Source organism: Streptomyces sp. AM 2-1-1, from assembly GCF_029167645.1.
Lineage (GTDB): Bacteria > Actinomycetota > Actinomycetes > Streptomycetales > Streptomycetaceae > Streptomyces.
Map to the genome: position 1 here is coordinate 5,360,088 of NZ_CP119147.1, position 25,046 is coordinate 5,385,133.

General features: G+C 71.9%; 22 protein-coding genes and 1 pseudogene. 14 read left to right on the plus strand and 9 right to left on the minus strand.

Going from position 1 to position 25,046, the window contains the following annotated elements; translation table 11 throughout:
* Nucleotides 1-133: 133 nt before the first annotated feature.
* The gene (locus tag PZB77_RS23400; protein ID WP_275494583.1) at nt 134-1,108 is read left to right on the plus strand and encodes an SGNH/GDSL hydrolase family protein; all 975 of its coding nucleotides are present in this window, start codon (nt 134-136) and stop codon (nt 1,106-1,108) included.
* A gap of 117 nt (nt 1,109-1,225) precedes the next feature.
* Here PZB77_RS23400 and PZB77_RS23405 read toward each other — a convergent pair whose 3' ends face one another.
* Nucleotides 1,226-2,428: a bifunctional adenosylcobinamide kinase/adenosylcobinamide-phosphate guanylyltransferase gene (locus tag PZB77_RS23405; protein ID WP_275494584.1), complete on the minus strand. Its 1,203-nt coding sequence runs from the start codon at nt 2,426-2,428 to the stop codon at nt 1,226-1,228.
* 210 nt (nt 2,429-2,638) lie between these two features.
* On the opposite strand from PZB77_RS23405, the pseudogene PZB77_RS23410 reads away from it, so the two are divergent.
* A pseudogene (locus tag PZB77_RS23410) lies at nt 2,639-2,839 on the plus strand (hypothetical protein); the annotation flags it as partial.
* Nucleotides 2,840-3,051: 212 nt separating this feature from the next.
* Here the strand turns inward: PZB77_RS23410 and PZB77_RS23415 are convergent.
* The 3 genes from PZB77_RS23415 to PZB77_RS23425 form a co-directional block, all read right to left on the minus strand.
* The gene (locus PZB77_RS23415; RefSeq protein WP_275494585.1) at nt 3,052-4,140 is read right to left on the minus strand and encodes a trypsin-like peptidase domain-containing protein; all 1,089 of its coding nucleotides are present in this window, start codon (nt 4,138-4,140) and stop codon (nt 3,052-3,054) included.
* Nucleotides 4,141-4,239: 99 nt separating this feature from the next.
* Nucleotides 4,240-4,983 carry a methyltransferase domain-containing protein gene (locus tag PZB77_RS23420; protein ID WP_275496183.1) on the minus strand — a complete coding sequence of 248 codons (744 nt, stop codon included), beginning with the start codon at nt 4,981-4,983 and terminating at the stop codon, nt 4,240-4,242.
* Between the two features lie 59 nt (nt 4,984-5,042).
* Nucleotides 5,043-5,639, minus strand: coding sequence for a DUF3043 domain-containing protein (locus PZB77_RS23425; RefSeq protein WP_275494586.1), 597 nt, complete (start codon nt 5,637-5,639; stop codon nt 5,043-5,045).
* 298 nt (nt 5,640-5,937) lie between these two features.
* Here PZB77_RS23425 and PZB77_RS23430 point away from each other — a divergent pair, with 298 nt between their 5' ends.
* The 5 genes from PZB77_RS23430 to PZB77_RS23450 all read left to right on the plus strand — a co-directional run bounded on the left by PZB77_RS23430 (nt 5,938) and on the right by PZB77_RS23450 (nt 12,482).
* Nucleotides 5,938-6,723, plus strand: coding sequence for a PspA/IM30 family protein (locus PZB77_RS23430; protein ID WP_275494587.1), 786 nt, complete (start codon nt 5,938-5,940; stop codon nt 6,721-6,723).
* 9 nt (nt 6,724-6,732) lie between these two features.
* Nucleotides 6,733-7,011 carry a hypothetical protein gene (locus tag PZB77_RS23435; RefSeq protein ID WP_275494588.1) on the plus strand — a complete coding sequence of 93 codons (279 nt, stop codon included), beginning with the start codon at nt 6,733-6,735 and terminating at the stop codon, nt 7,009-7,011.
* Nucleotides 7,012-7,164: 153 nt separating this feature from the next.
* The gene (locus PZB77_RS23440; RefSeq protein ID WP_275494589.1) at nt 7,165-8,418 is read left to right on the plus strand and encodes a sensor histidine kinase; all 1,254 of its coding nucleotides are present in this window, start codon (nt 7,165-7,167) and stop codon (nt 8,416-8,418) included.
* A complete protein-coding gene (locus PZB77_RS23445; RefSeq protein WP_275494590.1) occupies nt 8,415-9,101 on the plus strand; it encodes a response regulator transcription factor in 687 nt (228 codons plus the stop codon). Before PZB77_RS23440 ends, PZB77_RS23445 begins: the two co-directional genes overlap by 4 nt.
* A 207-nt stretch (nt 9,102-9,308) precedes the next feature.
* Nucleotides 9,309-12,482 carry an efflux RND transporter permease subunit gene (locus tag PZB77_RS23450; RefSeq protein WP_275494591.1) on the plus strand — a complete coding sequence of 1,058 codons (3,174 nt, stop codon included), beginning with the start codon at nt 9,309-9,311 and terminating at the stop codon, nt 12,480-12,482.
* A 75-nt stretch (nt 12,483-12,557) separates the two neighbouring features.
* Here PZB77_RS23450 and nadA read toward each other — a convergent pair whose 3' ends face one another.
* Nucleotides 12,558-13,754 (minus strand): quinolinate synthase NadA, encoded by a 1,197-nt coding sequence (gene nadA, locus PZB77_RS23455; protein ID WP_275494592.1) that lies wholly within the window; start codon nt 13,752-13,754, stop codon nt 12,558-12,560.
* Between the two features lie 263 nt (nt 13,755-14,017).
* On the opposite strand from nadA, the gene PZB77_RS23460 reads away from it, so the two are divergent.
* The gene (locus tag PZB77_RS23460; protein ID WP_266703501.1) at nt 14,018-14,374 is read left to right on the plus strand and encodes an iron-sulfur cluster assembly accessory protein; all 357 of its coding nucleotides are present in this window, start codon (nt 14,018-14,020) and stop codon (nt 14,372-14,374) included.
* Nucleotides 14,375-14,658: 284 nt separating this feature from the next.
* Here PZB77_RS23460 and PZB77_RS23465 read toward each other — a convergent pair whose 3' ends face one another.
* Together PZB77_RS23465 and PZB77_RS23470 are read right to left on the minus strand one after the other, a co-directional pair.
* Nucleotides 14,659-16,053, minus strand: a complete 1,395-nt coding sequence (locus PZB77_RS23465) for a hypothetical protein (RefSeq protein WP_275494594.1) — start codon at nt 16,051-16,053, stop codon at nt 14,659-14,661.
* Between the two features lie 189 nt (nt 16,054-16,242).
* Nucleotides 16,243-16,440: a hypothetical protein gene (locus PZB77_RS23470; RefSeq protein WP_275494595.1), complete on the minus strand. Its 198-nt coding sequence runs from the start codon at nt 16,438-16,440 to the stop codon at nt 16,243-16,245.
* Between the two features lie 157 nt (nt 16,441-16,597).
* On the opposite strand from PZB77_RS23470, the gene PZB77_RS23475 reads away from it, so the two are divergent.
* Entirely contained in the window at nt 16,598-17,572 is a 975-nt protein-coding gene (locus PZB77_RS23475) for a carbohydrate kinase family protein (protein WP_275494596.1), read from the plus strand.
* 54 nt (nt 17,573-17,626) lie between these two features.
* Here PZB77_RS23475 and PZB77_RS23480 read toward each other — a convergent pair whose 3' ends face one another.
* Entirely contained in the window at nt 17,627-19,018 is a 1,392-nt protein-coding gene (locus tag PZB77_RS23480; protein WP_275494597.1) for a cysteine desulfurase/sulfurtransferase TusA family protein, read from the minus strand.
* A gap of 272 nt (nt 19,019-19,290) precedes the next feature.
* On the opposite strand from PZB77_RS23480, the gene coxB reads away from it, so the two are divergent.
* The 4 genes from coxB to PZB77_RS23500 all read left to right on the plus strand — a co-directional run bounded on the left by coxB (nt 19,291) and on the right by PZB77_RS23500 (nt 23,768).
* Nucleotides 19,291-20,256 carry a cytochrome c oxidase subunit II gene (gene coxB / locus PZB77_RS23485; protein WP_275494598.1) on the plus strand — a complete coding sequence of 322 codons (966 nt, stop codon included), beginning with the start codon at nt 19,291-19,293 and terminating at the stop codon, nt 20,254-20,256.
* Entirely contained in the window at nt 20,253-21,989 is a 1,737-nt protein-coding gene (gene ctaD / locus PZB77_RS23490) for a cytochrome c oxidase subunit I (RefSeq protein ID WP_275494599.1), read from the plus strand. The genes coxB and ctaD overlap by 4 nt, the downstream gene beginning before the upstream one ends.
* Nucleotides 21,986-22,384, plus strand: a complete 399-nt coding sequence (locus PZB77_RS23495; protein ID WP_275494600.1) for a cytochrome c oxidase subunit 4 — start codon at nt 21,986-21,988, stop codon at nt 22,382-22,384. Before ctaD ends, PZB77_RS23495 begins: the two co-directional genes overlap by 4 nt.
* A 118-nt stretch (nt 22,385-22,502) precedes the next feature.
* Nucleotides 22,503-23,768, plus strand: coding sequence for an Ig-like domain-containing protein (locus PZB77_RS23500; RefSeq protein WP_275494601.1), 1,266 nt, complete (start codon nt 22,503-22,505; stop codon nt 23,766-23,768).
* A 57-nt stretch (nt 23,769-23,825) separates the two neighbouring features.
* Here PZB77_RS23500 and PZB77_RS23505 read toward each other — a convergent pair whose 3' ends face one another.
* On the minus strand, nt 23,826-24,236 hold the full coding sequence (locus tag PZB77_RS23505; RefSeq protein WP_275494602.1) for a hypothetical protein: 411 nt from the start codon (nt 24,234-24,236) through the stop codon (nt 23,826-23,828).
* Between the two features lie 187 nt (nt 24,237-24,423).
* On the opposite strand from PZB77_RS23505, the gene PZB77_RS23510 reads away from it, so the two are divergent.
* On the plus strand, nt 24,424-25,044 hold the full coding sequence (locus PZB77_RS23510) for a heme-copper oxidase subunit III (protein ID WP_275494603.1): 621 nt from the start codon (nt 24,424-24,426) through the stop codon (nt 25,042-25,044).
* Nucleotides 25,045-25,046: the final 2 nt, after the last annotated feature.

Genomic DNA, 25,046 nt, shown 5'->3' on the forward strand with positions numbered 1-25,046 from the left:
GCGGGACCAATCGCGCCCCGCCTCTGGCCGCGTGGGATTACCGGGCGGTATACAAGCTCCGTCGTGTCGTGCGGCGCCCGCGGCCGGTCTCGGCTCCGCGTGGCGGCGTCCAGGTCTACCGGGAGGAACGCACATGGCGGACAAGGGAGTTGCGGTGGCGCGGCGTCGCGCGGTGGCCGTGGGGGCGGTGCTCGGGAGCTGCGCGCTGCTCGTGGCCTCGGTGGCACCGGCGGCGGCGCACGGCACCGGCACCGATGCGGCGCACGGGACGACGGCGGGGCACGGGACGACGGCGGGGCACGGTAGGGGCGGCGGACACGGGGGCCACGGCCCGGGTCGGGCGCACCGGCCGCGCTACGTCGCGCTCGGGGACTCGTACACGTCGGGGCCGGCCATCCCTCCGCAGGTCGACGCCGGCTGCGCCCGCTCCGGCGCCAACTACCCCTCCCTGGTCGCACGGCGGAAGAACGCCTCCGCCTTCGAGGACGTGAGCTGCGGCGGGGCGACGACGGAGCAGATGTGGACGGCGCAGGGCGCCAACGCCCCGCAGCTGCGGGCGCTGAAGCGCGACACCGACCTCGTGACGCTCCAGATCGGCGGGAACGACATCGGCTTCGGATCGATCATCGCGACCTGCGCGGGCCTGGGCGCCCAGGCACCGGCGGGTGATCCGTGCCGGAGCCACTACACCTCCTCGGGGACGGACCGGCTGACCGTCGCCATCGCGCGGACCGCCCCCAAGATCGACCGCGTGCTGCGGGCCGTGCACGCGAGGTCACCGCACGCCCGGGTCCTGGTCGTCGGCTACCCCGACCTGCTCCCCGACGACGGCAGCGGCTGCTTCCCGGCGGTGCCCTTCGCGGCCGGGGACTTCCCCTACCTGCGGGACACCGAGAAGCGGCTCAACGCGATGCTCCGCCGGGCGGCCGTCCGCAACCACGCCGAGTACGTCGACACCTACGGCCCCACGCTCGGCCACGACATGTGCAAGGCGCCCGAGGACCGCTGGATCGAGCCGCTCGTGCCGGCCTCGCCCGCGGCCCCCGCCCACCCGAACGCCAAGGGCGAGCAGGCGATGGCGAACGCCGTGCTCGACCGGCTGAGGTAGGTCCGGCGCGGGGCCGTCGAACGCCTCCCGGCGTCCACCGGCCCTGCCCCGCCCGGCCCGGCACCCGTGCCGGGCCGGCACGGCACGGCACGGGCCGACGGGGGAGCAGGCGGTCCCTCAGCCGCGCAGCACGAGCGGCAGTCCCGCCACGACCAGCAGCACCGTCTCGCACTCCGCCGCGAACGCCGCGTTCAGCCGCCCCAGTTCGTCGCGGAACCGGCGCCCCGCCGCGGTCGCCGGCACCACCCCCGAACCGACCTCGTTCGTCACCGCCACCACGGTCCGCCCGGTCTCCCGCACGGCGGCGACCAGATCCGTGACCCGCGCCCGCAGTGCCTTCTCCCCGCCGTCCGCCCAGCGCGCGTCGTCCCAGGCCTCCACCCGGTCCATCGCGTCGGTCAGCCAGAGCGAGAGGCAGTCGATCAGCAGGGGCGGCCCGTCCGCCCGCAGCAGCTCCGCCACCTCGCAGGTCTCCTCGGTGCGCCAGGCGGACGGTCTGCGCTCACGGTGCAGTCCGACCCGGGCGGCCCACTCGGCGTCCCCGTCCCGCCGGCCGCCCGTCGCCACGTACACCACGCCGGGGAAGGTCTCCAGCCGCAGCTCCGCCTCCACCGACTTGCCCGACCGGGCGCCCCCGGTCACCAGGGTCCGCCGGGGCGGCGCGACCGGAGGGCGGTACTCCCCGGTCACCAGCGTCGTCCCGTCGGGCACCGCCCGGGCGCCGGCCGCCGCGAGCCGGCGGTCCAGTTCGGCCCCCCACGGCGCGTCGTGGTCCAGGTGGACGGCGACGACCTCGGTGACCGGCCCGACCGCGCCCACCGCCCGCAGCCGCGCCAGCGCGTCCGGCCGCCCCACCACGTCGCCGACGACCAGGTCGTACGGCTCCGGGAACGGCTCGGCGAGCCCGGCCGGGGCGGCGCCCTGGGGCAGGTACAGCAGCCGCTCGCCGTCCGGGGAGATCACCTCGTACCCGGTGCCCGGCGCGTCCATCGGCACCGCCCGGACCCGGTGGCCGCTGATCAGCGTCAACACCTGTCCGTCCGGCACCCGGCCCGCCCGGGGGAGCCCCGGGGGCAGTTCGACGGGGGGTCCGTTCTGCGGGTGGGTCAGCAGCACCTGGCGCACCCCGCCCAGCGAGTGCCCGGCGCGGGCGGCGGCGAGCGCCGCGCCCGGGGTGAGGTCGAGCAGCACGGCGTCGTCGACGAGCAGGGCCGTCGTGGCCCGCGCACCGCCGCCGCGGGCGGTCGCGCACGCGGCGCAGGGGCAGTCGGGCCGGGGCAGTCCGCCGGGGGCTCCGGTGCCGAGGAGAGTCAGTTCCACACCCTGATCCTGCCGCGTGCGCGCCGGGCGTGCGCGCCCGGCCGTCCCTCCGTCGCCCACCGCGCGCCCGCGCCGGTCCGGTACCAGCCGCTCCGGGCGACTGCCCGAGCCGGGTTCCGGACACCCCGGCGGCAATCTTCCGGACGATCACATCGGTAACGCCCGCCGAGGCCCTAGGCTCGGGGCAGCAACAGGACCCAGGAGGCTGACATGGCGTGGACGTGGCGGTTCGAGAAGTCCGACGGTACGGAGACGGAGCCGGCGGTGCAGCCGGAGGAGTTCACCACCCAGGGTGACGCGGAATCCTGGATCGGTGAGTTCTGGAAGGAGCTCCTGGACGGTGGGGCGGACGGGGTGACGCTCTTCGACGACTCCACGAAGATCTACGGCCCGATGAGCCTCCACGCGGAGACGGAGTCCCGGCCCGCGCCCGAGGCCGAGCCGGAGCCCGAGCCGGAGGCCGAGCCCGACGCCGGTCACCGGGCCGCTCCGGAAACGGCGCCGGTCTCCGCGCCGGAACCACCGCCGGCCTCCGCGCCGGAAGCCGGGACCGCGTGACGTGACGCCCCGGGCGGGGGCGGGGGAGCGGATCGTTCCGCGCCCCCGCCCGCTCCCGGACGGGGTCAGATCTCGCCGAGGGTGACCTCGGCCGTCCGCGTGCCACCGCCGCGGGTGTAGGTCACCCGGACCTTGTCCCCGGGCTGCTCGGCGGCGAGCGCCTCGGCGAGCGAGGTGATCGTGGTGACCTCGGTGTCACCGATCCCGGTGACGATGTCGCCGACCCGCATCCCCCCGTCGTACGCGGCCCCGTCCCGCTCCACGCTCACCAGCGCCACGCCGGCCGGCTGGTAGTCGTCGTCGACGACCGTGCGGCCGGTGACGTCGAGCGCGGCCCGCCCCGAGGCGGTGACCTCGCCGTGGTCGATGATCTGGTCCGCGATGGTCTTCACCGTCGAGACCGGGATGGCGAACCCGATGCCGGGAGCCGCGCTGTTGCCGAGGGCGGGGTCGGTCGCCGCGAGCGTGGGGATGCCGATGACCTCGCTGTTCAGATTGACCAGCGCGCCCCCGCTGTTGCCCGGGTTGATCGCCGCCGAGGTCTGCACCATGTTGGCGAGGGTCGCCCCCGTGCCGCCGCCGGACGAGGGCTCACTGACGGTCCGGCCGAGCGCCGAGACGATGCCCTGGGTGACGCTGCTGGAGAGGCCGAGCGGTGAGCCCATCGCCAGCACGATCTGCCCCACCTCGACCTTCTCCGAATCGCCGAACTTCGCCGCCCGCAGCCCCTCCGGCGCGTCGCCGAGGCGGATCACCGCCAGGTCCTGCTCCGGGTAGGACGAGACCAGCGAGGCGTCGAGCACCTTCTCGCCGGTGGCGACACTGACCTTGAAGGACGTCTCCTCACCGACGACGTGCGCGTTGGTCACGATGGTGCCGTCGGTGTCGTAGACGATGCCGGAGCCCAGACCGTCGGCGGTCTGGATCTGGACCACCGACGGCAGCACGTCGTTGATCACCCGCTGGTAGTCGGATTCCAGCTGGGCCACGGCGCGGGAGGCCGAGTCGGCCCGGGCGGCCGACGTGGAGGACTCGGGGGCGGCCGGCCCCGAGTCCGGGCCCGAACAGCCGCTCGCCAGGGCGAGGGCGCAGAGACCCGCGACCAGGGGCAGCGGCGATCGGCGTGCGCGGTGGCGGAAGTGGGATGCGTCCATGGCCGGAGTATCCCGTTCGTCCCTTTCGGGCGGCGGGTGGTGCTGGGCCGAACGGACCCGGACAGGACCGGATGCCCGCCTCACCGGCGGGGGAGGCCGTCAGGTCCGTTCGCCGCGTACGCCGCAGAGGTGGAGGAGCGCGGCGACCCGCCGGTAGGGGTCGGTCCGCCCGGCCCGCTCCTCGGCGGCGAACATCTGCTCCAGCGCGGCCGCGTCGGGCAGCGGGGCGTCGCCGGGCGCGTTGTCGGTGAAGACCCGCACCCCGTACCAGGCGTGCAGCGGCGCCGCGATCCCCGCCAGGGTGGCGGTCAGCGCGTCGAGCCGGTCGGCCCGCACCCGCAGGCCCAGCCGGTTGGTGTAGCAGGCGGTGTCGAAGGCGGCGTGCGCCGAGCCGAAGTCACCGGCCGCGGCGGGGCGCATCGCCAGCGCGTCGCCGTTCCGTACGAGGAGCGAGAGGAGACCGCCGGGTGCCAGCACCCGGGCCAGCCCCGCCAGCAGGGCGTCCGGCTCCTCGACGTACATCAGTACGCCGTGGCAGAGCACCATGTCGAAGCTGCCCGGGAGGAAGTGGACCCCCGTCTCGGAGCCGTCCCCTTCGATCAGCTGTACGCGCTCGCGGATGCCCTCGGGCTCGTGCTCCAGCGCCTCGCGGGCCGACGCCAGCATCGCCGGGTCGGAGTCCAGGCCGGTCACCGAGTGGCCGGCCCGCGCCAGACGCAGCGCCTGGGTGCCCTGGCCCAGCCCGACGTCGAGGACGCGCAGCCGCCGGCCCACCGGGAAGCGGGCCGCTATCTGCTCGTCCAGCTGCCGGGCCACGAGCTCTTGGCGGACGACGTTGCGCAGTCCGCCGAGCCCCGCGAGCCAGGTCGCGGAGCCGTCGGCGAAGCCGGAAGCCTCTGCGGTCAGGGTCGCTCTCCTCGCTTGACCTGCGGCTTCGGCAGCCGCATCCGACGCATCTGGAGGGTGCGCATCAGGCCGTACGCGACGGCGCCGCGCTGCGGGGTGTCCGGGAAGCGCGTCCGCAGCTGCTTGCGCAGCCGGACCGCGATACCGATGGAGTCCAGCACGATCAGCACGATCACACCCAGCCACAGCAGCAGCGAGATGTTCTGGAGGTTCCGGACCTGGATCACGCTGAGGACCAGGATGACCACGGCCATCGGCAGGAACCACTCGGCGACGCAGAAGCGCGAGTCCACGAAGTCGCGGACGAAGCGCCGCACCGGGCCCTTGTCGCGGACCGGGAGGTAGCGCTCGTCGCCGGAGGCGAGGGCCTCGCGCTGCTTGGCCATGTCGACCCGGCGTGCCTCGCGCTGGCGCTTCACCGCCTCCTTGCGGTCGACGGGCGTCGTCGAGGCGCGACGGCGCTGCGTCTGCGCGTCGGTGCGCTTCGGCGTGGGGCGACCCTTGGGAGCCTGCGGGTCGCGGGACTGGGTGGAGAGGTCCGCCGTCACCTTGCCGGTGGGGGCCTTCTCTTGACTGGAGCGGCTACGGAACACAAAACCCAAGGGTACGGGGTCCGGCGGGCGGGCATACGGAGAGGGCGGGAACGATCCGGCAACGGCCCGCGTCCCCAACGGTGTCCCACCGGGGCAACACGGACGTCCGCCCCGGTGGACCCGCACCCCCGCACTCCTCCTCGGGCGGGAGCGGCCGAGGAGCGCAGTCGTCCTTGGGGAGGACCACATCGGGCTCCGAACAGTGCGGTAATGGAGACGGGGCCCGTACTGTGGGTTCTGTCGGAGTGATGGAGCTCAGTCGTCAAGAAGGGGGCGCGCGCAGCCCATGAGCGGTGTCATGAAGCGTATGGGAATGATCTTCCGCGCGAAGGCGAACAAGGCCCTTGACCGGGCCGAGGATCCGCGCGAGACCCTCGACTACTCGTACCAGAAACAGCTGGAACTGCTGCAGAAGGTGCGCCGCGGAGTCGCCGACGTGGCGACCTCGCGCAAACGCCTGGAACTCCAGCTGAACCAGTTGCAGGGCCAGTCGTCCAAGCTGGAGGACCAGGGCCGCAAGGCGCTCGCGCTCGGCCGGGAGGACTTGGCCCGCGAGGCGCTCTCCCGCCGCGCCGCGCTCCAGCAGCAGGTCACGGACCTGGAGACCCAGCACCGGACGCTGCAGGGCGAGGAGGAGAAGCTCACCCTCGCGGCGCAGCGGCTCCAGGCCAAGGTCGACGCCTTCCGCACCAAGAAGGAGACGATCAAGGCCACCTACACCGCCGCGCAGGCGCAGACCCGCATCGGCGAGGCGTTCTCCGGCATCTCCGAGGAGATGGGCGACGTCGGCCTGGCCATCCAGCGGGCCGAGGACAAGACGCAGCAGCTGCAGGCCCGGGCCGGCGCGATCGACGAACTGCTCGCCTCCGGCGCCCTGGACGACCCCAGCGGCACCGCCAAGGACGACATCGCCGCCGAGCTGGACCGCCTCTCCGGTGGTACGGATGTGGAGCTGGAGCTCCAGCGGATGAAGGCCGAACTGGCCGGCGGCACCTCGTCGGGCCAGCAGGCCATCGAGGGCGGCGTCCAGGACACCGCGCCCGGCTCCCAGCAGCAGTCTCCGAACCGGTACGACAAGAGCTGAGGGAACGACATGATCGTACGGATCATGGGGGAGGGCCAGGTCGCACTGGCCGACAGCGAACTCGCCGGGCTGAACGCGCTCGACGACGAACTGCTCGCCGAGATGGAGCGCGGCGACGGCCCGGGGTTCCGCACCACGCTGCACGCCCTGCTCGCCAGGGTGCGCGAGCTGGGTTCGCCGCTGCCCGACGACTCCCTGGAACCGTCCGAACTGATCCTGCCGTCCCCGGACGCCACCCTCGAAGAGGTCCGCGCCATGCTCCACGACGACGGTCTGATCCCCGGCTGACGCACCGCACTCCGCCCCCGCCCGCCCGGTGCCACCGGGCGGGCGGCGGTGCGCCGGGCGGACGCCGTCCGGGGGCGTGCGCCCGGGGCGTACCGGTGTGCGCGATCCGCCGGCCGGCCGCGCCGCTCCCCGCACGCCGTACCGTTGCCCGACGTGACCACCCTCGGAACCGGACTCGCGCGCGCCCGCCGCTGGCTGCGGAACCACCCGCTCGCCTTCGACACGGGGCTCGCCCTCGCCGTCCTCGGGACCATGCTCGCCGCGTCCTTCGCCGACTCCGGTCCCGGCCACCACGGGCCCTCGTTCGGCTCCCGCACCCCGGCCCCGTCGAGCGTCGTCCTGATGCTGCTCGGCGCTGCCGCGCTGGTCCCGCGCAGGCGCCGGGCCCTGCAGGTGCTCGCCTTCACCTGCTGCCTGTCGGTCGTGGAGTTCGTGGTGGTGGACCCGCCCGGGCCGGTGGTGATGAGCGCCGTCGTCGCCCTCTACACCGTCGCCTCCCGCACCGACCGGCCCACCACCTGGCGGGTCGGACTGGTCGCCGGCGCCGCGCTCACCGCCGCCGCGATGATCTTCGGTGCGGCCCCCTGGTACAGCCAGATCAACCTCGGCGTCGTCGCCTGGACCGGCCTCGCCGGAGCGGCCGGGGACGCCGTGCGCAGCCGCCGGGCCTTCATCGACGCGATCCGGGAACGCGCCGAGCGCGCCGAGCGCACCCGCGACGAGGAGGCCCGCCGCCGCGTCGCGGAGGAGCGCCTGCGCATCGCCCGCGACCTGCACGACGTCGTCGCCCACCACATCGCCCTGGTCAACGTCCAGGCCGGGGTCGCCGCCCATGTCATGGACAAGCGACCCGACCAGGCCAAGGAAGCGCTCGCGCACGTACGGAACGCCAGCCGCTCCGCCCTCGACGAGCTCCGCGCCACCGTCGGTCTGCTGCGCCAGTCCGGCGACCCCGCGGCCCCCACCGAACCCGCACCCGGCCTCGCCGTCCTCGGCGAACTCGTCGAGACCTTCCGCAACGCCGGCCTCCCGGTCGAGGTGGCCTGCCCCGAACAGGCCGCCCCGCTGCCCGCCGCCGTCGACCTGGCCGCCTACCGCGTCGTCCAGGAGGCCCTCACCAATGTCCGCAAGCACGCGGGGTCCGGCACGAAGGCCGAGGTCAGCGTCGTCCGGGTCGGCGCCACCGCCGAGGTGACCGTGCTCGACGACGGGCGCGGCACCCCCGCGATCCCGGCCCAGGGCGGCCCCGGCGGTGGCCACGGGCTCCTCGGCATGCGCGAGCGCGTCACCGCGCTCGGCGGCACCCTCACGGCGGGACCCCGCTACGGCGGCGGATTCAGGGTGCATGCGATCCTCCCGGTGGACGTCCGCCCGGGAGGTCCGGACCGGACGGGGGATCTCGCGTGAGCGTGATCAGGGTGCTGCTCGCCGACGACCAGGCGCTGCTGCGCAGCGCGTTCCGGGTGCTGGTCGACTCGGAAGCGGACATGCGGGTCGTCGGCGAGGCGGCCGACGGCGCCCAGGCGGTGGAACTCGCCCGCACCACCCGCCCCGACGTGGTCCTGATGGACATCCGGATGCCCGGCACCGACGGCCTCGCCGCGACCCGCCTGATCGGCGCGGACCCGGCGCTCGCGGGCGTACGGGTCGTCATGCTGACCACCTTCGAGGTCGACGAGTACGTCGTGCGGTCGCTGCGGGCCGGGGCCTCCGGCTTCCTCGGCAAGGGTGCGGAGCCGGAGGAACTCCTCCAGGCGATACGGGTCGCCGCGGCCGGCGAGGCGCTGCTCTCCCCGGCCGCCACCAAAGGGCTGATCGCCACCTTCCTCGCGACCGCGGGCGACCCGGACGGCCCGCTGGACGCCGCCCGCGCCGAGCGGCTGGACGCGCTCACCGTCCGCGAACGCGAGGTGCTCGTCCAGGTCGCCGCCGGACACTCCAACGACGAGATCGCCGAACGCCTCCTCGTCAGTCCGCTGACCGTCAAAACCCACGTGAACCGCGCCATGGCGAAGCTCGGTGCCCGCGACCGCGCCCAACTGGTCGTCATCGCCTACGAGTCGGGGCTGGTGCGCCCGCGCAGCTCCTGACCCGGACCCCGGGGCCCGCGGAGTGGGAAACGGTCCGGGAGGAGGCGGGCGTACTCCACCTGCGGTACACGGCGGTCGGGAAAGCACCCCGGTGGGCCGACGTCACGGCGCGGCGGATCAGGGATCGTACGAGTGGGGCAGGTGTGTCCGCTCGCGTCCACGTGCCCGCCCCATCTCCGCGTACGCCACAGAAGAGAGACCCCACCCATGTCCTGGCTGTCAAGGTTCAGCCTCGCGCAACGGGCCCTGATCGGGCTGATCTCCATCGTCGCCCTCGTCTTCGGCGCGATAGCGATCCCGCAGCTCAAGCAGCAGCTGCTGCCGACCATCGAGCTGCCGATGGTGTCGGTCCTGGCGCCGTACCAGGGGGCCTCCCCCGACGTGGTCGAGAAGCAGGTGGTCGAGCCGCTCGAGAACGCCATCAAGGCGGTCGACGGCATCGAGGGCATCACCTCGACCTCCGCCGAGGGCAACGCCGTCGTCATGGCCACCTTCGACTTCGGGGACGAGGGCACCAAGCAGCTCGTCGCCGACATCCAGCAGGCGGTGAACCGGGCGCGCAACCAGCTCCCGGAGGGCGTCGACCCGCAGGTCATCGCCGGTTCCACCGACGACATCCCGACCGTGGTCCTCGCCGTCACCTCGGACAAGGACCAGCAGGCGCTCGCCGACCAGCTGGACCACACCGTGGTGCCCGCGCTGGAGGACATCGAGGGCGTCGGCCAGGTCGCGGTCAGCGGCGTCCAGGAACTGCAGGTCTCCGTCGTCCCCGACGACCGCAAGCTCGCGAAGGCCGGTCTCTCCGCGGCCTCGCTCCCCCCTGCGCTCCAGGCGGCGGGCGGCACCATGGCGGCCGGCTCCTTCTCCGAGTCCGGCATGAGCCGCACCATCCAGGTCGGCGGCGGCTTCACCTCGCTGCAGCAGATCGAGGACGTGCGGATCGTCCCCGCCGCACCCGGCAAGCCCGGCAAGCCGGTCCGCCTCGGCGACGTCGCCACCGTGAAGCAGGAGGAGGCCACCCCGGTCTCCATCACCCGCACCAACGGCAAGCCGAGCCTCGCCGTGATGGCGACGATGGACCAGGACGGCAGCGCCGTCGCCATCTCCGACGCGGTCGAGAAGAAGCTGCCCGACCTGCGCGAGGACCTGGGCGCCGGGGCCGAGCTGACGGTCGTCTCCGACCAGGGCCCGGCGGTCTCCGACGCGATCTCCGGCCTGACCACCGAAGGCGCGCTCGGCCTGCTCTTCGCCGTCGTGGTGATCCTGGTCTTCCTGGCGTCGATCCGCTCGACGCTCGTCACCGCGGTCTCCATCCCGCTCTCCGTGGTCCTGGCGCTCATCGTGCTGTGGACACGTGACCTCTCGCTCAACATGCTCACCCTCGGGGCGCTGACCATCGCGATCGGCCGGGTCGTCGACGACTCGATCGTCGTCCTGGAGAACATCAAGCGGCACCTCGGGTACGGCGAGGAGCGCCAGTCGGCGATCATCGCCGCGGTGAAGGAGGTGGCCGGAGCGGTCACCGCCTCCACCCTCACCACCGTCGCCGTCTTCCTGCCGATCGGTCTCGTCGGCGGCATGGTCGGCCAGCTCTTCGGCTCGTTCTCGCTCACCGTCACGGCCGCGCTGCTGGCCTCGCTGCTGGTCTCGCTGACCGTGGTGCCGGTCCTCTCCTTCTGGTTCCTGCGGGCCCCGAAGGGCGCCGAGGACGACCCGGACGCGGCCCGCCGCAAGGCCGAGGAGAAGGAGGCCGCGAGCCGGCTCCAGCGCTCCTACGTCCCGGTGCTGCGCTTCGCCACCCGGCGCCGTGTCACCAGCGTCGTCATCGCCCTGGTGATCCTGCTCGGCACGTTCGGTATGGCCCCCCTGCTGAAGACGACCCTCTTCGAGGAGGGCGAGCAGGAAGTCCTCTCCCTGACCCAGAAGCTGGATCCGGGCACCAGCCTGGAAGCGGCCGACGCGGCCGCCCGCAAGGTCGAGCAGGTGATCGTCGCCGACAAGGGCGTCAAGGAGTACCAGGTCACCGTCGGGTCCTCCGGCTTCCTGGCCGCCTTCGGCGGGAGCACGGGCGCCAACCAGGCCTCGTACCAGATCACCCTGAAGGACGCGGGCGACTTCGACGCCGCCCAGAAGCGGATCGAGGGCTCGCTGGCGAAGCTGGACGGCATCGGCCGGACCAGCATCGCGGCGGGCGGCGGTTTCGGCAGCCAGGACCTGAGCGTCACGGTCAAGGCCGCCGACCCGGACGTGCTGAAGAAGGCGTCCGAGGCGGTGCGCACCACGGTCGAGAAGCTGGACGGCGTCACCGACGTCGAGAGCAACCTCGCCCAGAGCGTGAAGCGCATCTCGGTCCGCGCCAACGACAGGGCGGCCGCGGCCGGCTTCGACCAGACCACGCTCGGCGCCGCCGTCGCCGGAGCGGTCGGCGGTACGAAGTCGGGCACGGCGATGCTCGACGACACCGAGCGCGACGTCGTCGTGAAGTCCGCGACACCGGCCACCACCATGGCGCAGCTCGAAGAGGTGCGGCTCGGCGCGGTGAAGCTCGGCCGGATCGCCGACGTCGAGCTGGTTCCCGGCCCGGTCTCCGTGACCCGGATCGACGGACAGCGTGCCGCCACCATCACGGCGCGGCCCACCGACGACGACACCGGTGCGGTCAGCAGGGAGCTGACGAAGAAGCTCGACGCGCTGGAGCTCCCCGAGGGCGCCACCGCCACCATCGGCGGTGTCAGCGCGGACCAGGACGACGCGAACGCCAAGCTCTTCCTCGCCATGCTGGCGGCCGTCGCGATCGTCTTCATGCTGCTGGTCGCGACCTTCCGTTCGCTGGTCCAGCCGCTGATCCTGCTGGTCTCGATCCCGTTCGCGGCCACCGGCGCGATCGGTCTGCTGCTGATCACCGGCACCCCGATGGGTGTTCCGGCGATGATCGGCATGCTGATGCTCATCGGCATCGTGGTCACCAACGCGATCGTGCTGATCGACCTGATCAACCAGTACCGGTCCCAGGGCATGGGCGTCGTCGAGGCGGTCGTCGAGGGCGGCCGTCACCGGCTCCGCCCGATCCTGATGACCGCGCTGGCGACGATCTTCGCGCTGCTGCCGATGGCGCTCGGCGTCACGGGCGACGGCGGGTTCATCTCCCAGCCGCTGGCCCTCGTGGTGATCGGCGGTCTCCTCACCTCCACCCTGCTGACGCTCCTGCTGGTGCCGACGCTCTACACCATGGTGGAGCTGCGCAAGGAGCGCCGGGCCGCGAAGAAGGCGGCCAAGCGCGCGGCGAAGGGCGAGGTTCCGCCCCGGACCGGCTCCGGCTCCACCACCGGCACGGACTCCGGCGCGGACGGCTCCCGCGAGGCGGCGCACTCCGGCGTCTGACCCCGCGCCCGTACGGAAGAAGGGCCCGGCCCCCGCTCGCGAGCGGGGGCCGGGCCCTTCTTCCGTACGGGCGCCCTACGGCAGCGCGAGCATCCGCTCCAGCGCGAGCTTGGCGTACTTCTCCGTCTCCGGGTCGACCTCGATCCGGTTGACGAGCTTGCCCTCGGCCAGCGACTCCAGCGTCCAGACCAGGTGGGGCAGGTCGATCCGGTTCATCGTCGAGCAGAAGCAGACCGTCTTGTCGAGGAAGACGATCTCCTTGTCCTCGGCCGCGAAACGGTTCGCCAGGCGCCGCACCAGGTTCAGCTCCGTACCGATGGCCCACTTGGATCCGGCCGGGGCCGCCTCCAGGGCCTTGATGATGTACTCGGTCGAGCCGACCTGGTCCGCGGCGGCGACGACCTCGTGCTTGCACTCCGGGTGGACCAGGACGTTGACGCCGGGGATGCGCGCGCGGACGTCCTCGACGGACTCCACCGAGAAGCGCCCGTGCACCGAGCAGTGCCCGCGCCACAGGATCATCTTCGCGTCGCGCAGCTGCTGGACCGTCAGGCCACCGTTCGGCTTGTGCGGGTTGTAGAGGACGCAGTCCTCCAGCGACATCCCCATGTCCCGTACGGCCGTGTTGCGGCCCAGGTGCTGGTCGGGGAGGAAGAGGACCTTGTCACCCTTCTCGAAGGCCCATTCCAGGGCGCGTTCGGCGTTGGACGAGGTGCAGATCGTGCCGCCGTGGCGGCCGGTGAACGCCTTGATGTCGGCGGAGGAGTTCATGTACGAGACGGGGACGACCCGGTCGGCCACGCCCGCCTCGGTCAGCACGTCCCAGCACTCGGCGACCTGCTCGGCGGTGGCCATGTCGGCCATCGAGCAGCCGGCCGCGAGGTCCGGCAGCACGACCTTCTGGTCGTCGCCGGTCAGGATGTCGGCGGACTCGGCCATGAAGTGCACGCCGCAGAAGACGATGTACTCGGCCTCCGGGCGGGCGGCGGCGTCACGGGCCAGCTTGAAGGAGTCGCCGGTGACGTCCGCGAACTGGATGACCTCGTCACGCTGGTAGTGGTGGCCGAGGACGAAGACCTTGTCCCCGAGCTTCTCCTTGGCCGCGCGGGCGCGCTCCACGAGGTCCGGGTCGGACGGGGAGGGCAGGTCGCCCGGACACTCCACACCGCGCTCGCTCCTCGGGTCGGCCTCGCGGCCCAGCAGGAGCAGGGCCAGGGGCGACGGCTGCACATCGAGTTCCACAGGGGGGTGGGCCGTGGTCACGTCACGCACCCTTTCTTGTCATTGATGAGCGCGGCGGGACCGGCCGGTGGAGCCGGTGGTCAGCGCCGGGAGTCTTTTCGTCTATTTGACGTTATCTATGATAACCGGATCGTGCCGGTTTGACGACGCCGTTACCGTCGATGTGACGCATACCCTCGCCGCCACCGTGTGCGAGCATGAAAAGGAACAGACGGACGCGGGCGCGGAATGAATCCGGGCGCGCGACGGTTGCACCGTCGGCAAGCAGTCCGTACAACCCGGGAGAGAAGCAGATGTCCGTATCGGACGAGACCACCACCGTGAGCGACGGCATCCTCCTGTCCGACGCCGCCGCAGCCAAGGTCAAGGGCCTGCTGGACCAGGAGGGCCGCGACGACCTCGCACTGCGCGTCGCCGTACAGCCCGGCGGGTGCTCCGGCCTGCGCTACCAGCTCTTCTTCGACGAGCGCTCCCTCGACGGCGACGTCGTCAAGGACTTCGACGGTGTCAAGGTCGTCACCGACCGGATGAGCGCCCCGTACCTCGGCGGCGCCTCCATCGACTTCGTCGACACCATCGAGAAGCAGGGCTTCACGATCGACAACCCCAACGCCACCGGCTCCTGCGCCTGCGGCGACTCCTTCAGCTGAGCCGCGTCCGACCCCTCGCGCCGGGTCGGTGTCCGGTGCGGTGCACCGCACGGCGGAGGACCGCCCGTGTACGGGATGTGCACGGGCGGTCCGACGACGCCGCGAGGTGCCGTGCCGGACACCGAACGCCCGGCGGGAATGGTCGTCGCACGGCCTGAGGAGACCCCGCCCGCCCGGTCCCGGACCGGCGGCGGAGCACGAGCGTACGGCGGCGGCCCCGGAATGACCTCCGGGGCCGCCGCCGTCGTACGTCCGCGTCCTCGGACGCCGGCCCTCCCGGCCCTTCAGAGCCTGGGCACCGTCCGGCCCGAGGCCGCGTCGACGACCGTCCTCGCCTCCAGCGGCGCGTCCAGCGTCACCGTGTCCCTGAGCTCCTTGGCGAGGGCGACGCACGGCCGGCCGTCGTCCTTCCCGGACTCCGTGACGGTGATCCGCACCTGCCCCGCGCTCTCCTCGGCGCTCGCCGCGTACGTCGAGCACACCCCGCCCCAGAACGTGACGCGCAGCGTCCGCCCGTCCGCCGTGTACGAGGTGACCCCGCCGCCACCGGAAGCTTTCGGTTCCGGTGACCGCGCCAGGTACGCCGGGTCCACCGCGATCCGGGCGACCGTGGAGACCTCGCCGCCCGCCTCCGGACGCACGGTGAGGAGCCAGGACGGCACGAGGGCCTGGCCCCCGTCCGCGTACTGCGCCGAGAGCCCGAAGACCGCGTCCTCCACCGTCATCGCCACCGGCCGGCCGGCCGACGGGACGCACGCCGGGCCGCCCGCCTCCGGCCCGCCCGCCGGGTCCCCCAGCGGCTCCGGCGTCGCGCAGCCCGCCGGGTCCGGCGCGGCGGCCGCTCCGTCCGCGTTCAGCGACCGAACCGCCTCGGCCGCCGTCACCACCGGGTAGGCGGCGCCCCCGGCGGGCAGCGACAGCCGGCCCGAAGCGCCGGTCACCGTCCCGTCCGGCCTCACCTGGACCCCGGTCGACCAGCCGTACGTCGGCAGCCCGCCCACCACCGGGTCGGCGTTCACCACCCGTACGGCGCCCATCAGCTGGTCCGTGCCGAGCGTGGCGCCGCCGAGGCCCGCCGCGTCGAGCACCGGCCGGGCCGCCGCCTTCGCCTCCTCGGGACCCACCGGGCCCGCCTCCCCGGGACCGTCCGCGCACACCGAGCCGGACGGGCAGGGGGAGAGGACGCCCGTGCCGCGCGCGTAGCTCCAGGTCCCGGGCGCGCTCCTGGCGACCCGGAGGTACGGCTCGGCGCCGCCCTCGGCGGACCCCATCAGCCAGAACGCGCCCTCGGCGCGCGGGGCGCCCCGCATCCCGAGCGCTCGCGCCAGCCGGGACACCTGGGAGGACGTCACCGCGCCGTCCGCCCGGTGCACGGAGGCCGTCGCCGGCCCCCGGGGAAGGGCGCCGGGCGCGCGGTAGACCACGCCGGTGGGCGCCGGCTCGCCGGGTGCGATGCCCGCTGCGGGGGCACCGGCCGAACCGGAGACGTCCAGCGGCGCCGGCGAAGGGGTGCGCCCCGACGCCGAGGAAGCGGCCCCGGAGCCGCCGTCGTCCGCCGTGGCCGCCCACCACATCCCTCCGCCGCCGGCCAGGACCACCGCGGCCACCGCGGCACCGATCAGGGCCGAGGGCCGCCGCCGGGGGACGGTCATGTCGTCGTCGGATCGCTCGTCGCTCACCGGATCACTCCTTCGCCGTCACTGCCTGGGCGGGCGGTCCGCCCCGCCCCCACGGAGGGGACGGAGCTGTGACGGTGCGCGGCGGCGATCGGTTCCCCTCCCCGGCGGTCGAACCCCTTTCCGGGCGCGGGAGCCGGTGGCCGCGTGACCCGACGTCCGGAGCGCGTGGGCGGGATCCGGCCGGTCCGGTCAGTCCCCGTACTCCTCGGTCGCCCCGATCAGCCGGGCGGAGGCGGCGGGCACCGTGACTCCGTGAATCCGGGACGGCGTGACCCGTGGCGTGGCAGTCTTCGGCGGAACCACCCAGTGCGGAGCCATCCGCACGCAGTCACCCCGCAGATCGGCCAGGCTGGTCTCGGTCTCGGACACGACGCTGTGTGTGGGCATGTCCGCACCGTACGCACCGATCCCCTCGGGGAGAAAGACCTACTATCGGGTAGTTTCGGCCCATGGGTGCGTGGCGGGTCAGCGGGTAGCGTGAGGTGTCACGCCGTCCCGGAGCGCGCCCACGCGTCCTCCCGCCCCCACACAGGAGCAGCCTCCCGTGCGTATCGCAGTCACCGGCTCCATCGCCACCGACCACCTCATGACCTTCCCCGGCCGTTTCGCCGACCAGCTCGTCGCGGACCAGCTCCACACGGTCTCGCTCTCCTTCCTGGTCGACGCACTGGACGTGCGCCGGGGCGGGGTCGCCGCCAACATCTGCTTCGGCATGGGACTGCTCGGCACCGCCCCGGTCCTGGTGGGTGCCGCCGGATCCGACTTCGACGAGTACCGCGCCTGGCTCGACCGGCACGGCGTGGACACCGGCTCCGTCCGCATCTCCGAGGTGCTGCACACCGCTCGCTTCGTCTGCACCACGGACGCCGACCACAACCAGATCGGCTCCTTCTACACCGGCGCCATGAGCGAAGCCCGTCTCATCGAGCTGCAGAGCGTCGCCGAGCGGCTCGGCGGCCTCGACCTCGTCTCCATCGGTGCCGACGACCCGGAGGCGATGCTCCGCCACACGGAGGAGTGCCGCACCCGGGGCATCCCCTTCGCCGCCGACTTCTCGCAGCAGATCGCCCGGATGAACGGCGACGAGATCCGCATACTGCTGGACGGCGCCACCTACCTCTTCTCCAACGAGTACGAGAAGGGCCTCATCGAGTCGAAGACCGGCTGGAGCGACGAGGAGATCCTGGCCAAGGTCGGCCACCGGATCACCACCCTCGGCGCACGCGGGGTGCGCATCGAGCGCACCGGCGAACCGGTCATCGAGGTCGGCTGCCCCGACGAGGAGACGAAGGCCGACCCGACCGGCGTCGGCGACGCCTTCCGGGCCGGCTTCCTCTCCGGCCTCGCCTGGGGCGTCGGCCTGGAGCGCGCCGCCCAGGTCGGCTGCATGCTCGCCACCCTGGTCATCGAGACGGTCGGCACGCAGGAGTACACCCTGCGCCGCTCCCGCTTCATGGACCGCTTCACCAAGGCGTACGGCCACGACGCCGCCGACGAGGTCCGCGTCCACCTCTCCTGATCCTCGGCGGAGCCTCCCGTACGGTCCCGTCGTCCGGGCCGTACGGGAGTGTTCTCAGCCCAGCCGGCGGACCACGTAGGCCGCACCCCGCTCCGCCGGCTCCTCGCCCACGTACTCCTGCTCCCGCATCTCGCACCAGGCCGGGATGTCCAGCCGGGCCGCCTCGTCGTCGGAGAGCACGGTCACCGTGCCGCCCACCGGTACGTCCCCGATCACCTTGGCGAGCTCGATCACCGGGATCGGACACCGCCGCCCCAGCGCGTCCACGACCAGGGACCCGGCCGCCCCGCCGGCGGGAGAGGACACACCGGGGGCCGCCGGCACCCCCAGTCGCTCCCGCACCTCCGCGACCACGCCGGGCAGCACGTCGAGGAAGCGCTCCACGTCCCCGGCGGGGGTGCCCGCCGGCAGGGAGACCCGCACGTTCCCCTCCGAGAGCACCCCCATCGCCTTCAGCACATGGCTCGGCGTCAGCGTGCTGCTGGTGCAGGACGAGCCGGAGGACACGGAGAACCCGGCGCGGTCCAGCTCGTGCAGCAGGGACTCCCCGTCGACGTAGAGACAGGAGAAGGTGACCAGGTGCGGCAGCCGCCGCACCGGATCGCCCACCACCTCCACGTCCGGCACCCCGGCCGCCACCCGGGCACGCACCAGGTCCACCAGGGCCCGCAGCCGCGCCGCTTCCGCCTCCGCCCCGGCGCGCACCGCGCGCAGCGAGGCGGCGGCGGCCACGATGGCCGGAAGGTTCTCGAAGCCGGCGGAGCGCCCCGACTCCCGCTCGTCCGCCGGGCCGCCGGGTGCGAAGCGGACGCCCTTGCGGACCGCGAGCAGTCCGACGCCCGCCGGCCCGCCCCACTTGTGGGCGCTCGCCGTCAGCAGCGACCAGCCGTCCGCCACCGGCCCCCACCCCAGCGACTGCGCCGCGTCCACCAGCAGGGGGACCCCCGCCTCACGGCAGAGCGCGGCGACGGCCGCCACCGGCTGCTCGGTGCCCACCTCGTGGTTGGCGGACTGGAGGCAGGCGAGGGCGGTGTCCGCGCGCAGGGCGGCGCCGAAGACCGCCGGATCCACCGCTCCGGTCCGCTCCACCGGTACACCGGCGAACGACCCGCCGGCCGCCTCGTGCGCGGCCGCCGCGTGCAGCACCGACGAGTGCTCGACGGCCGAGGCCACCAGATGACGGCCGACACGCCGACGGCCCGAAAGAGCTCCGGCAATTCCCGCGTGCACCGCGGCCGTCCCCGAAGGGGTGAAGACGAGCTCGTCCGGGCGGCATCCGACCGCCTCCGCCGCCGTCCCGCGAGCGGCGTCCAGCAGCATCCGGGCCCGCCGCCCCTCCCGGTAGAGCCGCGCGGGATCGGCCCAGCCCTCGTCCAGCGAGGCCAGCAGGGCCTGACGGGCGACGGGATGCAGGGGCGCGGAGGAGGCGGCGTCGAAGTAGGGCACCCGGCCACGCTAGCCCGCGAGCGGGCCGCCGCAGGTGGCGGCCGTCGGCGAACGGAGGAGAGGGAACGTCAGAACGCGCCCGGAAGCCGGGATTCCACCCCTTCGGGGAGTAGGACGGCGCGTTGGGCACCCTCCCCGCGCGACCCCAAATAGCGTCCAGTAGGGTTTGGTCCGCATAAACATCCAAACCCCTGCCCGCGACAGGGCGGCGACCGACCAGAGACATACGGGCGCGCCGACCGTAGCGGGCGAGACTCTCGGGAAGGCGCTACGTGAGTCCCAACGGCTCCGACCGCTCGTCGCGGCGCCCGATGCGGCGGAAGCTGCCGCAGGTGCTGACTGCGGGCCTGGTCCTGGCGACGGCCTCCGGTTGTTCGTACAACTGGCAGGATTTCCCTCGCCTTGGTATGCCTACCCCGGTGACCGAAGAGGCCCCTCGGATCCTCTCCCTCTGGCAGGGCTCGTGGGCGGCAGCGCTCGCCACGGGTGCCCTGGTCTGGGGGCTGATCCTCTGGAGTGCCTTCTTCCACCGGCGTAGCCGGACCAAGGTCGAGGTTCCTCCGCAGACCAGGTACAACATGCCCATCGAGGCGCTGTACACAGTGGTCCCCCTCATCATCGTCTCGGTGCTCTTCTACTTCACCGCCCGCGACGAGTCGAAGCTCCTCTCCCTCTCCACCAAGCCCGTCCACAACGTCAACGTGGTCGGCTACCAGTGGAGCTGGGCCTTCAACTACGTCGAGGACGTGGACGGCTCGCCGACCACCACCAAGACGCCGGCGGAGCTCTCGGCGATCCCCAACCGCTACCTCGCGGACTTCCCGAAGGGCGCCGGCGGCGTCTACGACGCGGGAGTCCCGGGCACGCGCAACCCCCAGACGGGCAACCCGGGGCCGACCCTGTGGCTGCCGAAGGGGGAGAAGGTCCGCTTCATCCTCACTTCGCGTGACGTCATCCACTCCTTCTGGGTGGTGCCGTTCCTCATGAAGCAGGACGTCATCCCGGGCCACACCAACGCGTTCGAGGTCACTCCGAACAAGGAGGGGACCTTCAAGGGCAAGTGCGCCGAGCTCTGCGGCGTCGACCACTCCCGGATGCTCTTCAACGTCAAGGTCGTCTCTCCCGAGCGTTACCAGCAGCACCTCAAGGAGCTGGCGGAGAAGGGGCAGACGGGCTACGTGCCGGCAGGCATCGAGCAGACTGACCCGGCCAGGAATGCGGAGACGAACACACTGTGAGCATCCTCAACGAACCTCAGGGTGCCGCGGCAGCAGACGACTCGTACGAGGACGAGCTGCCGATAAGGCGCAAGCAGCCGGGAAACGTCGTCATCAAGTGGCTGACCACCACTGACCACAAGACGATCGGCACGCTCTACCTGGTCACGTCGTTCGCGTTCTTCTGCATCGGTGGCCTGATGGCGCTCTTCATGCGCGCCGAGCTGGCTCGTCCGGGTACGCAGATCATGTCGAACGAGCAGTTCAACCAGGCGTTCACGATGCACGGCACGATCATGCTGCTGATGTTCGCGACGCCGCTGTTCGCCGGCTTCACCAACTGGATCATGCCGCTGCAGATCGGCGCGCCCGACGTGGCGTTCCCGCGGCTGAACATGTTCGCCTACTGGCTGTACCTCTTCGGTTCGCTCATCGCGGTCGGTGGCTTCCTCACCCCGCAGGGCGCCGCGGACTTCGGCTGGTTCGCCTACTCCCCGCTGTCGGACGCCGTCCGCTCGCCGGGTGTCGGCGCCGACATGTGGATCATGGGTCTGGCCTTCTCCGGTTTCGGCACGATCCTCGGCGCCGTCAACTTCATCACGACGATCATCTGCATGCGCGCGCCCGGCATGACGATGTTCCGGATGCCGATCTTCGTGTGGAACGTCCTGCTGACCGCCGTTCTGGTCCTGCTGGCCTTCCCGGTCCTCGCCGCCGCGCTCTTCGCACTGGAGGCGGACCGAAAATTCGGGGCCCACGTGTTCGACGCCGCCAACGGCGGCGCACTGCTCTGGCAACACCTCTTCTGGTTCTTCGGACACCCCGAGGTGTACATCATCGCGCTGCCGTTCTTCGGCATCATCAGCGAGATCATCCCCGTCTTCAGCCGCAAGCCGATCTTCGGCTACGTCGGCCTGATCGCGGCCACCATCGCCATCGCGGGCCTCTCCGTGACGGTGTGGGCGCACCACATGTACGTGACGGGCGGCGTGCTCCTGCCGTTCTTCTCCTTCATGACGTTCCTCATCGCGGTACCGACCGGGGTGAAGTTTTTCAACTGGCTCGGCACGATGTGGAAGGGCTCGCTCTCCTTCGAGACGCCGATGCTCTGGTCGATCGGCTTCCTGATCACCTTCCTCTTCGGTGGTCTGACCGGTGTCCTGCTGGCCTCGCCGCCGCTGGACTTCCACGTCTCGGACTCGTACTTCGTCGTCGCGCACTTCCACTACGTCGTCTTCGGCACCGTGGTGTTCGCGATGTTCGCCGGATTCCACTTCTGGTGGCCGAAGTTCACCGGCAAGATGCTGGACGAGCGGCTCGGCAAGATCACCTTCTGGACGCTGTTCGTGGGCTTCCACGGCACGTTCCTGGTGCAGCACTGGCTCGGTGCCGAGGGCATGCCGCGTCGTTACGCGGACTACCTCGCGGCCGACGGCTTCACCGCGCTGAACACGATCTCGACGATCTCCTCGTTCCTGCTCGGCCTGTCGATCCTGCCGTTCTTCTACAACGTGTGGAAGACCGCCAAGTACGGCAAGAAGATCGAGGTCGACGACCCGTGGGGCTACGGCCGTTCGCTCGAGTGGGCGACGTCCTGCCCGCCCCCGCGCCACAACTTCATCACCCTGCCGCGGATCCGTTCCGAATCCCCGGCGTTCGACCTGCACCACCCGGAGATCTCCGCGCTGCAGCAGCTCGGTCACCACTCCGAGGACGACAAGGTGCTCGCCGGCGGTAAGGAGGCAGGCAAGTGAAGATCCAGGGCAAGCTGTTCATCTGGCTGAGCGTCTTCGTCCTCATCATGGCCGTCGTGTACGGCCTGTGGTCGAAGGAGCCGGTCGGTACCACCGCGCTCGTCCTGGCCTTCGGGCTGTCCCTCATGATCGGCTTCTACCTGGCCTTCACGGCCAACAGGGTCGACCAGATGGCTCAGGACGACAAGGAAGCCGATGTGGCCGACGAGGCCGGCGACGTGGGGTTCTTCTCCCCGCACAGCTGGCAGCCGCTCTCGCTGGCGATCGGCGGCGCGCTGCTCTTCATGAGCGTCGCGTTCGGCTGGTGGCTGGCGTACTTCTCGGCCCCGATGCTGGCCATCGGCCTCTTCGGCTGGGTCTTCGAGTACTACCGCGGTGAGAACCGCACCCAGTGACACGGCGTTACCCATAGCACCTCGCGAGGGGCCCGGACTGCTCGACACGAGCGGTCCGGGCCCCTCGTTTGCAGTCCTTGAACGCGCTGGATCGGATGAATCTTCTTAGCGTGTGTGCATGAACGACACGCCGCGCATCCGCTCCGTAGTGAGTTGCACCCTGCTGGTCGTGACCCTGGTCGCCGGTGCGACCGCCTGTGGGGACTCCGAGGGCCACCCGCTCTCGGCCAAGCCGTTCGACGCGGCCGACCAGGTCTCCTTCAACGGCCATGCCCCGAACGGGAAGGCCGACCCCGACAAGCCCCTGGAAGTCACCGTCAAGGGTGACGAGGGACGCATCACCGACGTGACGGCCGCCGACAGCACGGGCCGCCGGCTGGCCGGCGAACTCGCCGCCGACGGGAAACGCTGGCACTCCACCGCCCCGCTCGCCGCCGGCGCGCGGTACGAGGTGAGGGTCACCACGGAGGACGGGGACGGCGCCCCCGGCAGCCGTACGCTCTCCTTCGGGACGACCTCCCCGAAGAAGCTCCTCAACGTCTCCTTCGGCCCGCGGACGGGCACGTACGGGGTCGGACAGCCCATCACGGCGGAACTCAGCGCTCCGGTCACCGACAGGGCCTCCAGGGCCGCCGTCGAGCGCGCCCTCAAGGTCCGCTCCACCCCCTCGGTGACCGGCTCCTGGTACTGGGTCGACGACAAGATCCTGCACTACCGGCCGCAGGAGTACTGGCCCGCCGGCGCGACCGTCGACGTGAGCAGCAACTTCAAGGGCATCAGGGTGACCAGCGCCCTCTACGGGGCCGAGGTCCAGCCGCTCCGGCTCACCATCGGCGACCGCATCGAGGCCCTCACCGACGCCTCCACGCACGAGATGACGGTGCTCCGCAACGGAGAAGTGATCAACACCATTCCGGTCACCACCGGGAAGCCCGGCTTCTCCACCCGCAACGGCGTCAAGGTCGTCCTCGGGAAGGAGCCGTTCGTCCGGATGCGCGGCGAGACCGTCGGCATCGCGGAGGGCTCCTCGGAGTCCTACGACCTGCCGGTCTACTGGGCCACGCGGGTGACCTGGAGCGGCGAGTACGTGCACGCCGCCCCGTGGTCCGTCGGGTCCCAGGGCAGCGCCAACGTCAGCCACGGCTGCACCGGGATGAGCACGGACAACGCCGAATGGTTCTTCGACACCGTCCGCGAGGGAGACGTCGTCAAGGTCGTCGGCAGCGAGGGGGAGACCATGACCCCCTTCGACAACGGCTTCGGTGACTGGAACGTCTCGTGGGAGGCGTGGCAGAAGGGCAGCGCCCTGCACGGCGCCACGCCCGGAGCCGGCGCGCACCCCCCGGTGTCCGAGCTGGCGGCGCGCCTGCGCCCCCAGGTCTGACCCCGGGACGTGCGCCGCTCCCGGCGACGACCGTACGGACGGACCGCGCGGGCGGCCTCAGGAGGCCTTGGCCACCGACCGGAGCCGCTCGCGCAGCAGGGCCGCCAGCGCGTCCGCGAACTCGACCGGGTCGACCGGCAGGGTCACGGCGGCGTCCGCGCGGCTCCACGTGGCCAGCCAGGCGTCCTGCGGGCGCCCGATGAGCAGCAGGACCGGCGGGCAGTGGAACACCTCGTCCTTGATCTGCCGGCACACCCCCATGCCCCCCACCGGCGCCGTCTCGCCGTCCAGTACGCAGACGTCGACACCGCCCGCGTCCAGCGCGGTCAGCACCGCGGGGAGCGTCGCGCACTCCAGGAAGCGCACCTCGGGCACGTCCGCCGCGGGCCTGCGCCCGGTGGCGAGCTTCACCTGCTCGCGGACGTTGGCATCGTCGCTGTAGACCAGGACCGTGGCGGTCGCCTGCATTGTTCCTCCGTGACAGCTGTGTCGTCGGGGCTCTCGGGGCATGAACCGATGCGCGGATCGTACTCCCGCCGACAGCCCGTCAGCACCGCTCATGACATGGATTCACTGGGCCGTTCGGGGAGGACACACCCCTCTGACACACCGAACGGCACCCCCGGGAGTGAGGGCGGGATAAGCGACCGACATAATGTCGGTCGTGGCGACAGCAACGACAGTAGAAACCGGGCACGCGCACCCGACGGTCAATCGGCCGAACCTCACCAGCGTCGGAACCATCATCTGGCTGAGTTCCGAGCTGATGTTCTTCGCGGCCCTCTTCGCGATGTACTTCACCCTGCGATCGGTGATGGGACCGGATCACTGGAAGGAGATGTCCGATCATCTGAACTTCCCGTTCTCCGCGACGAACACCACGATCCTGGTGCTCTCCTCCCTGACCTGCCAGCTCGGTGTCTTCGCCGCGGAGCGGGGCGACGTGAAGAAGCTCCGGACGTGGTTCATCATCACGTTCGTCATGGGTGCGATCTTCATCGGCGGCCAGGTCGTCGAGTACACCGAGCTGGTCAAGAAGGACGGGCTCTCCCTGTCCTCCGACCCGTACGGCTCGGTGTTCTACCTGACCACCGGCTTCCACGGCATGCACGTGACAGGCGGCCTCATCGCCTTCCTGTTCGTTCTCGGCAGAACGTACGCAGCCAAGAGGTTCACCCACGAACAGGCGACCGCAGCCATCGTCGTGTCCTACTACTGGCACTTCGTCGATGTCGTGTGGATCGGCCTCTTCGCGACGATCTACATGATCAAGTAATC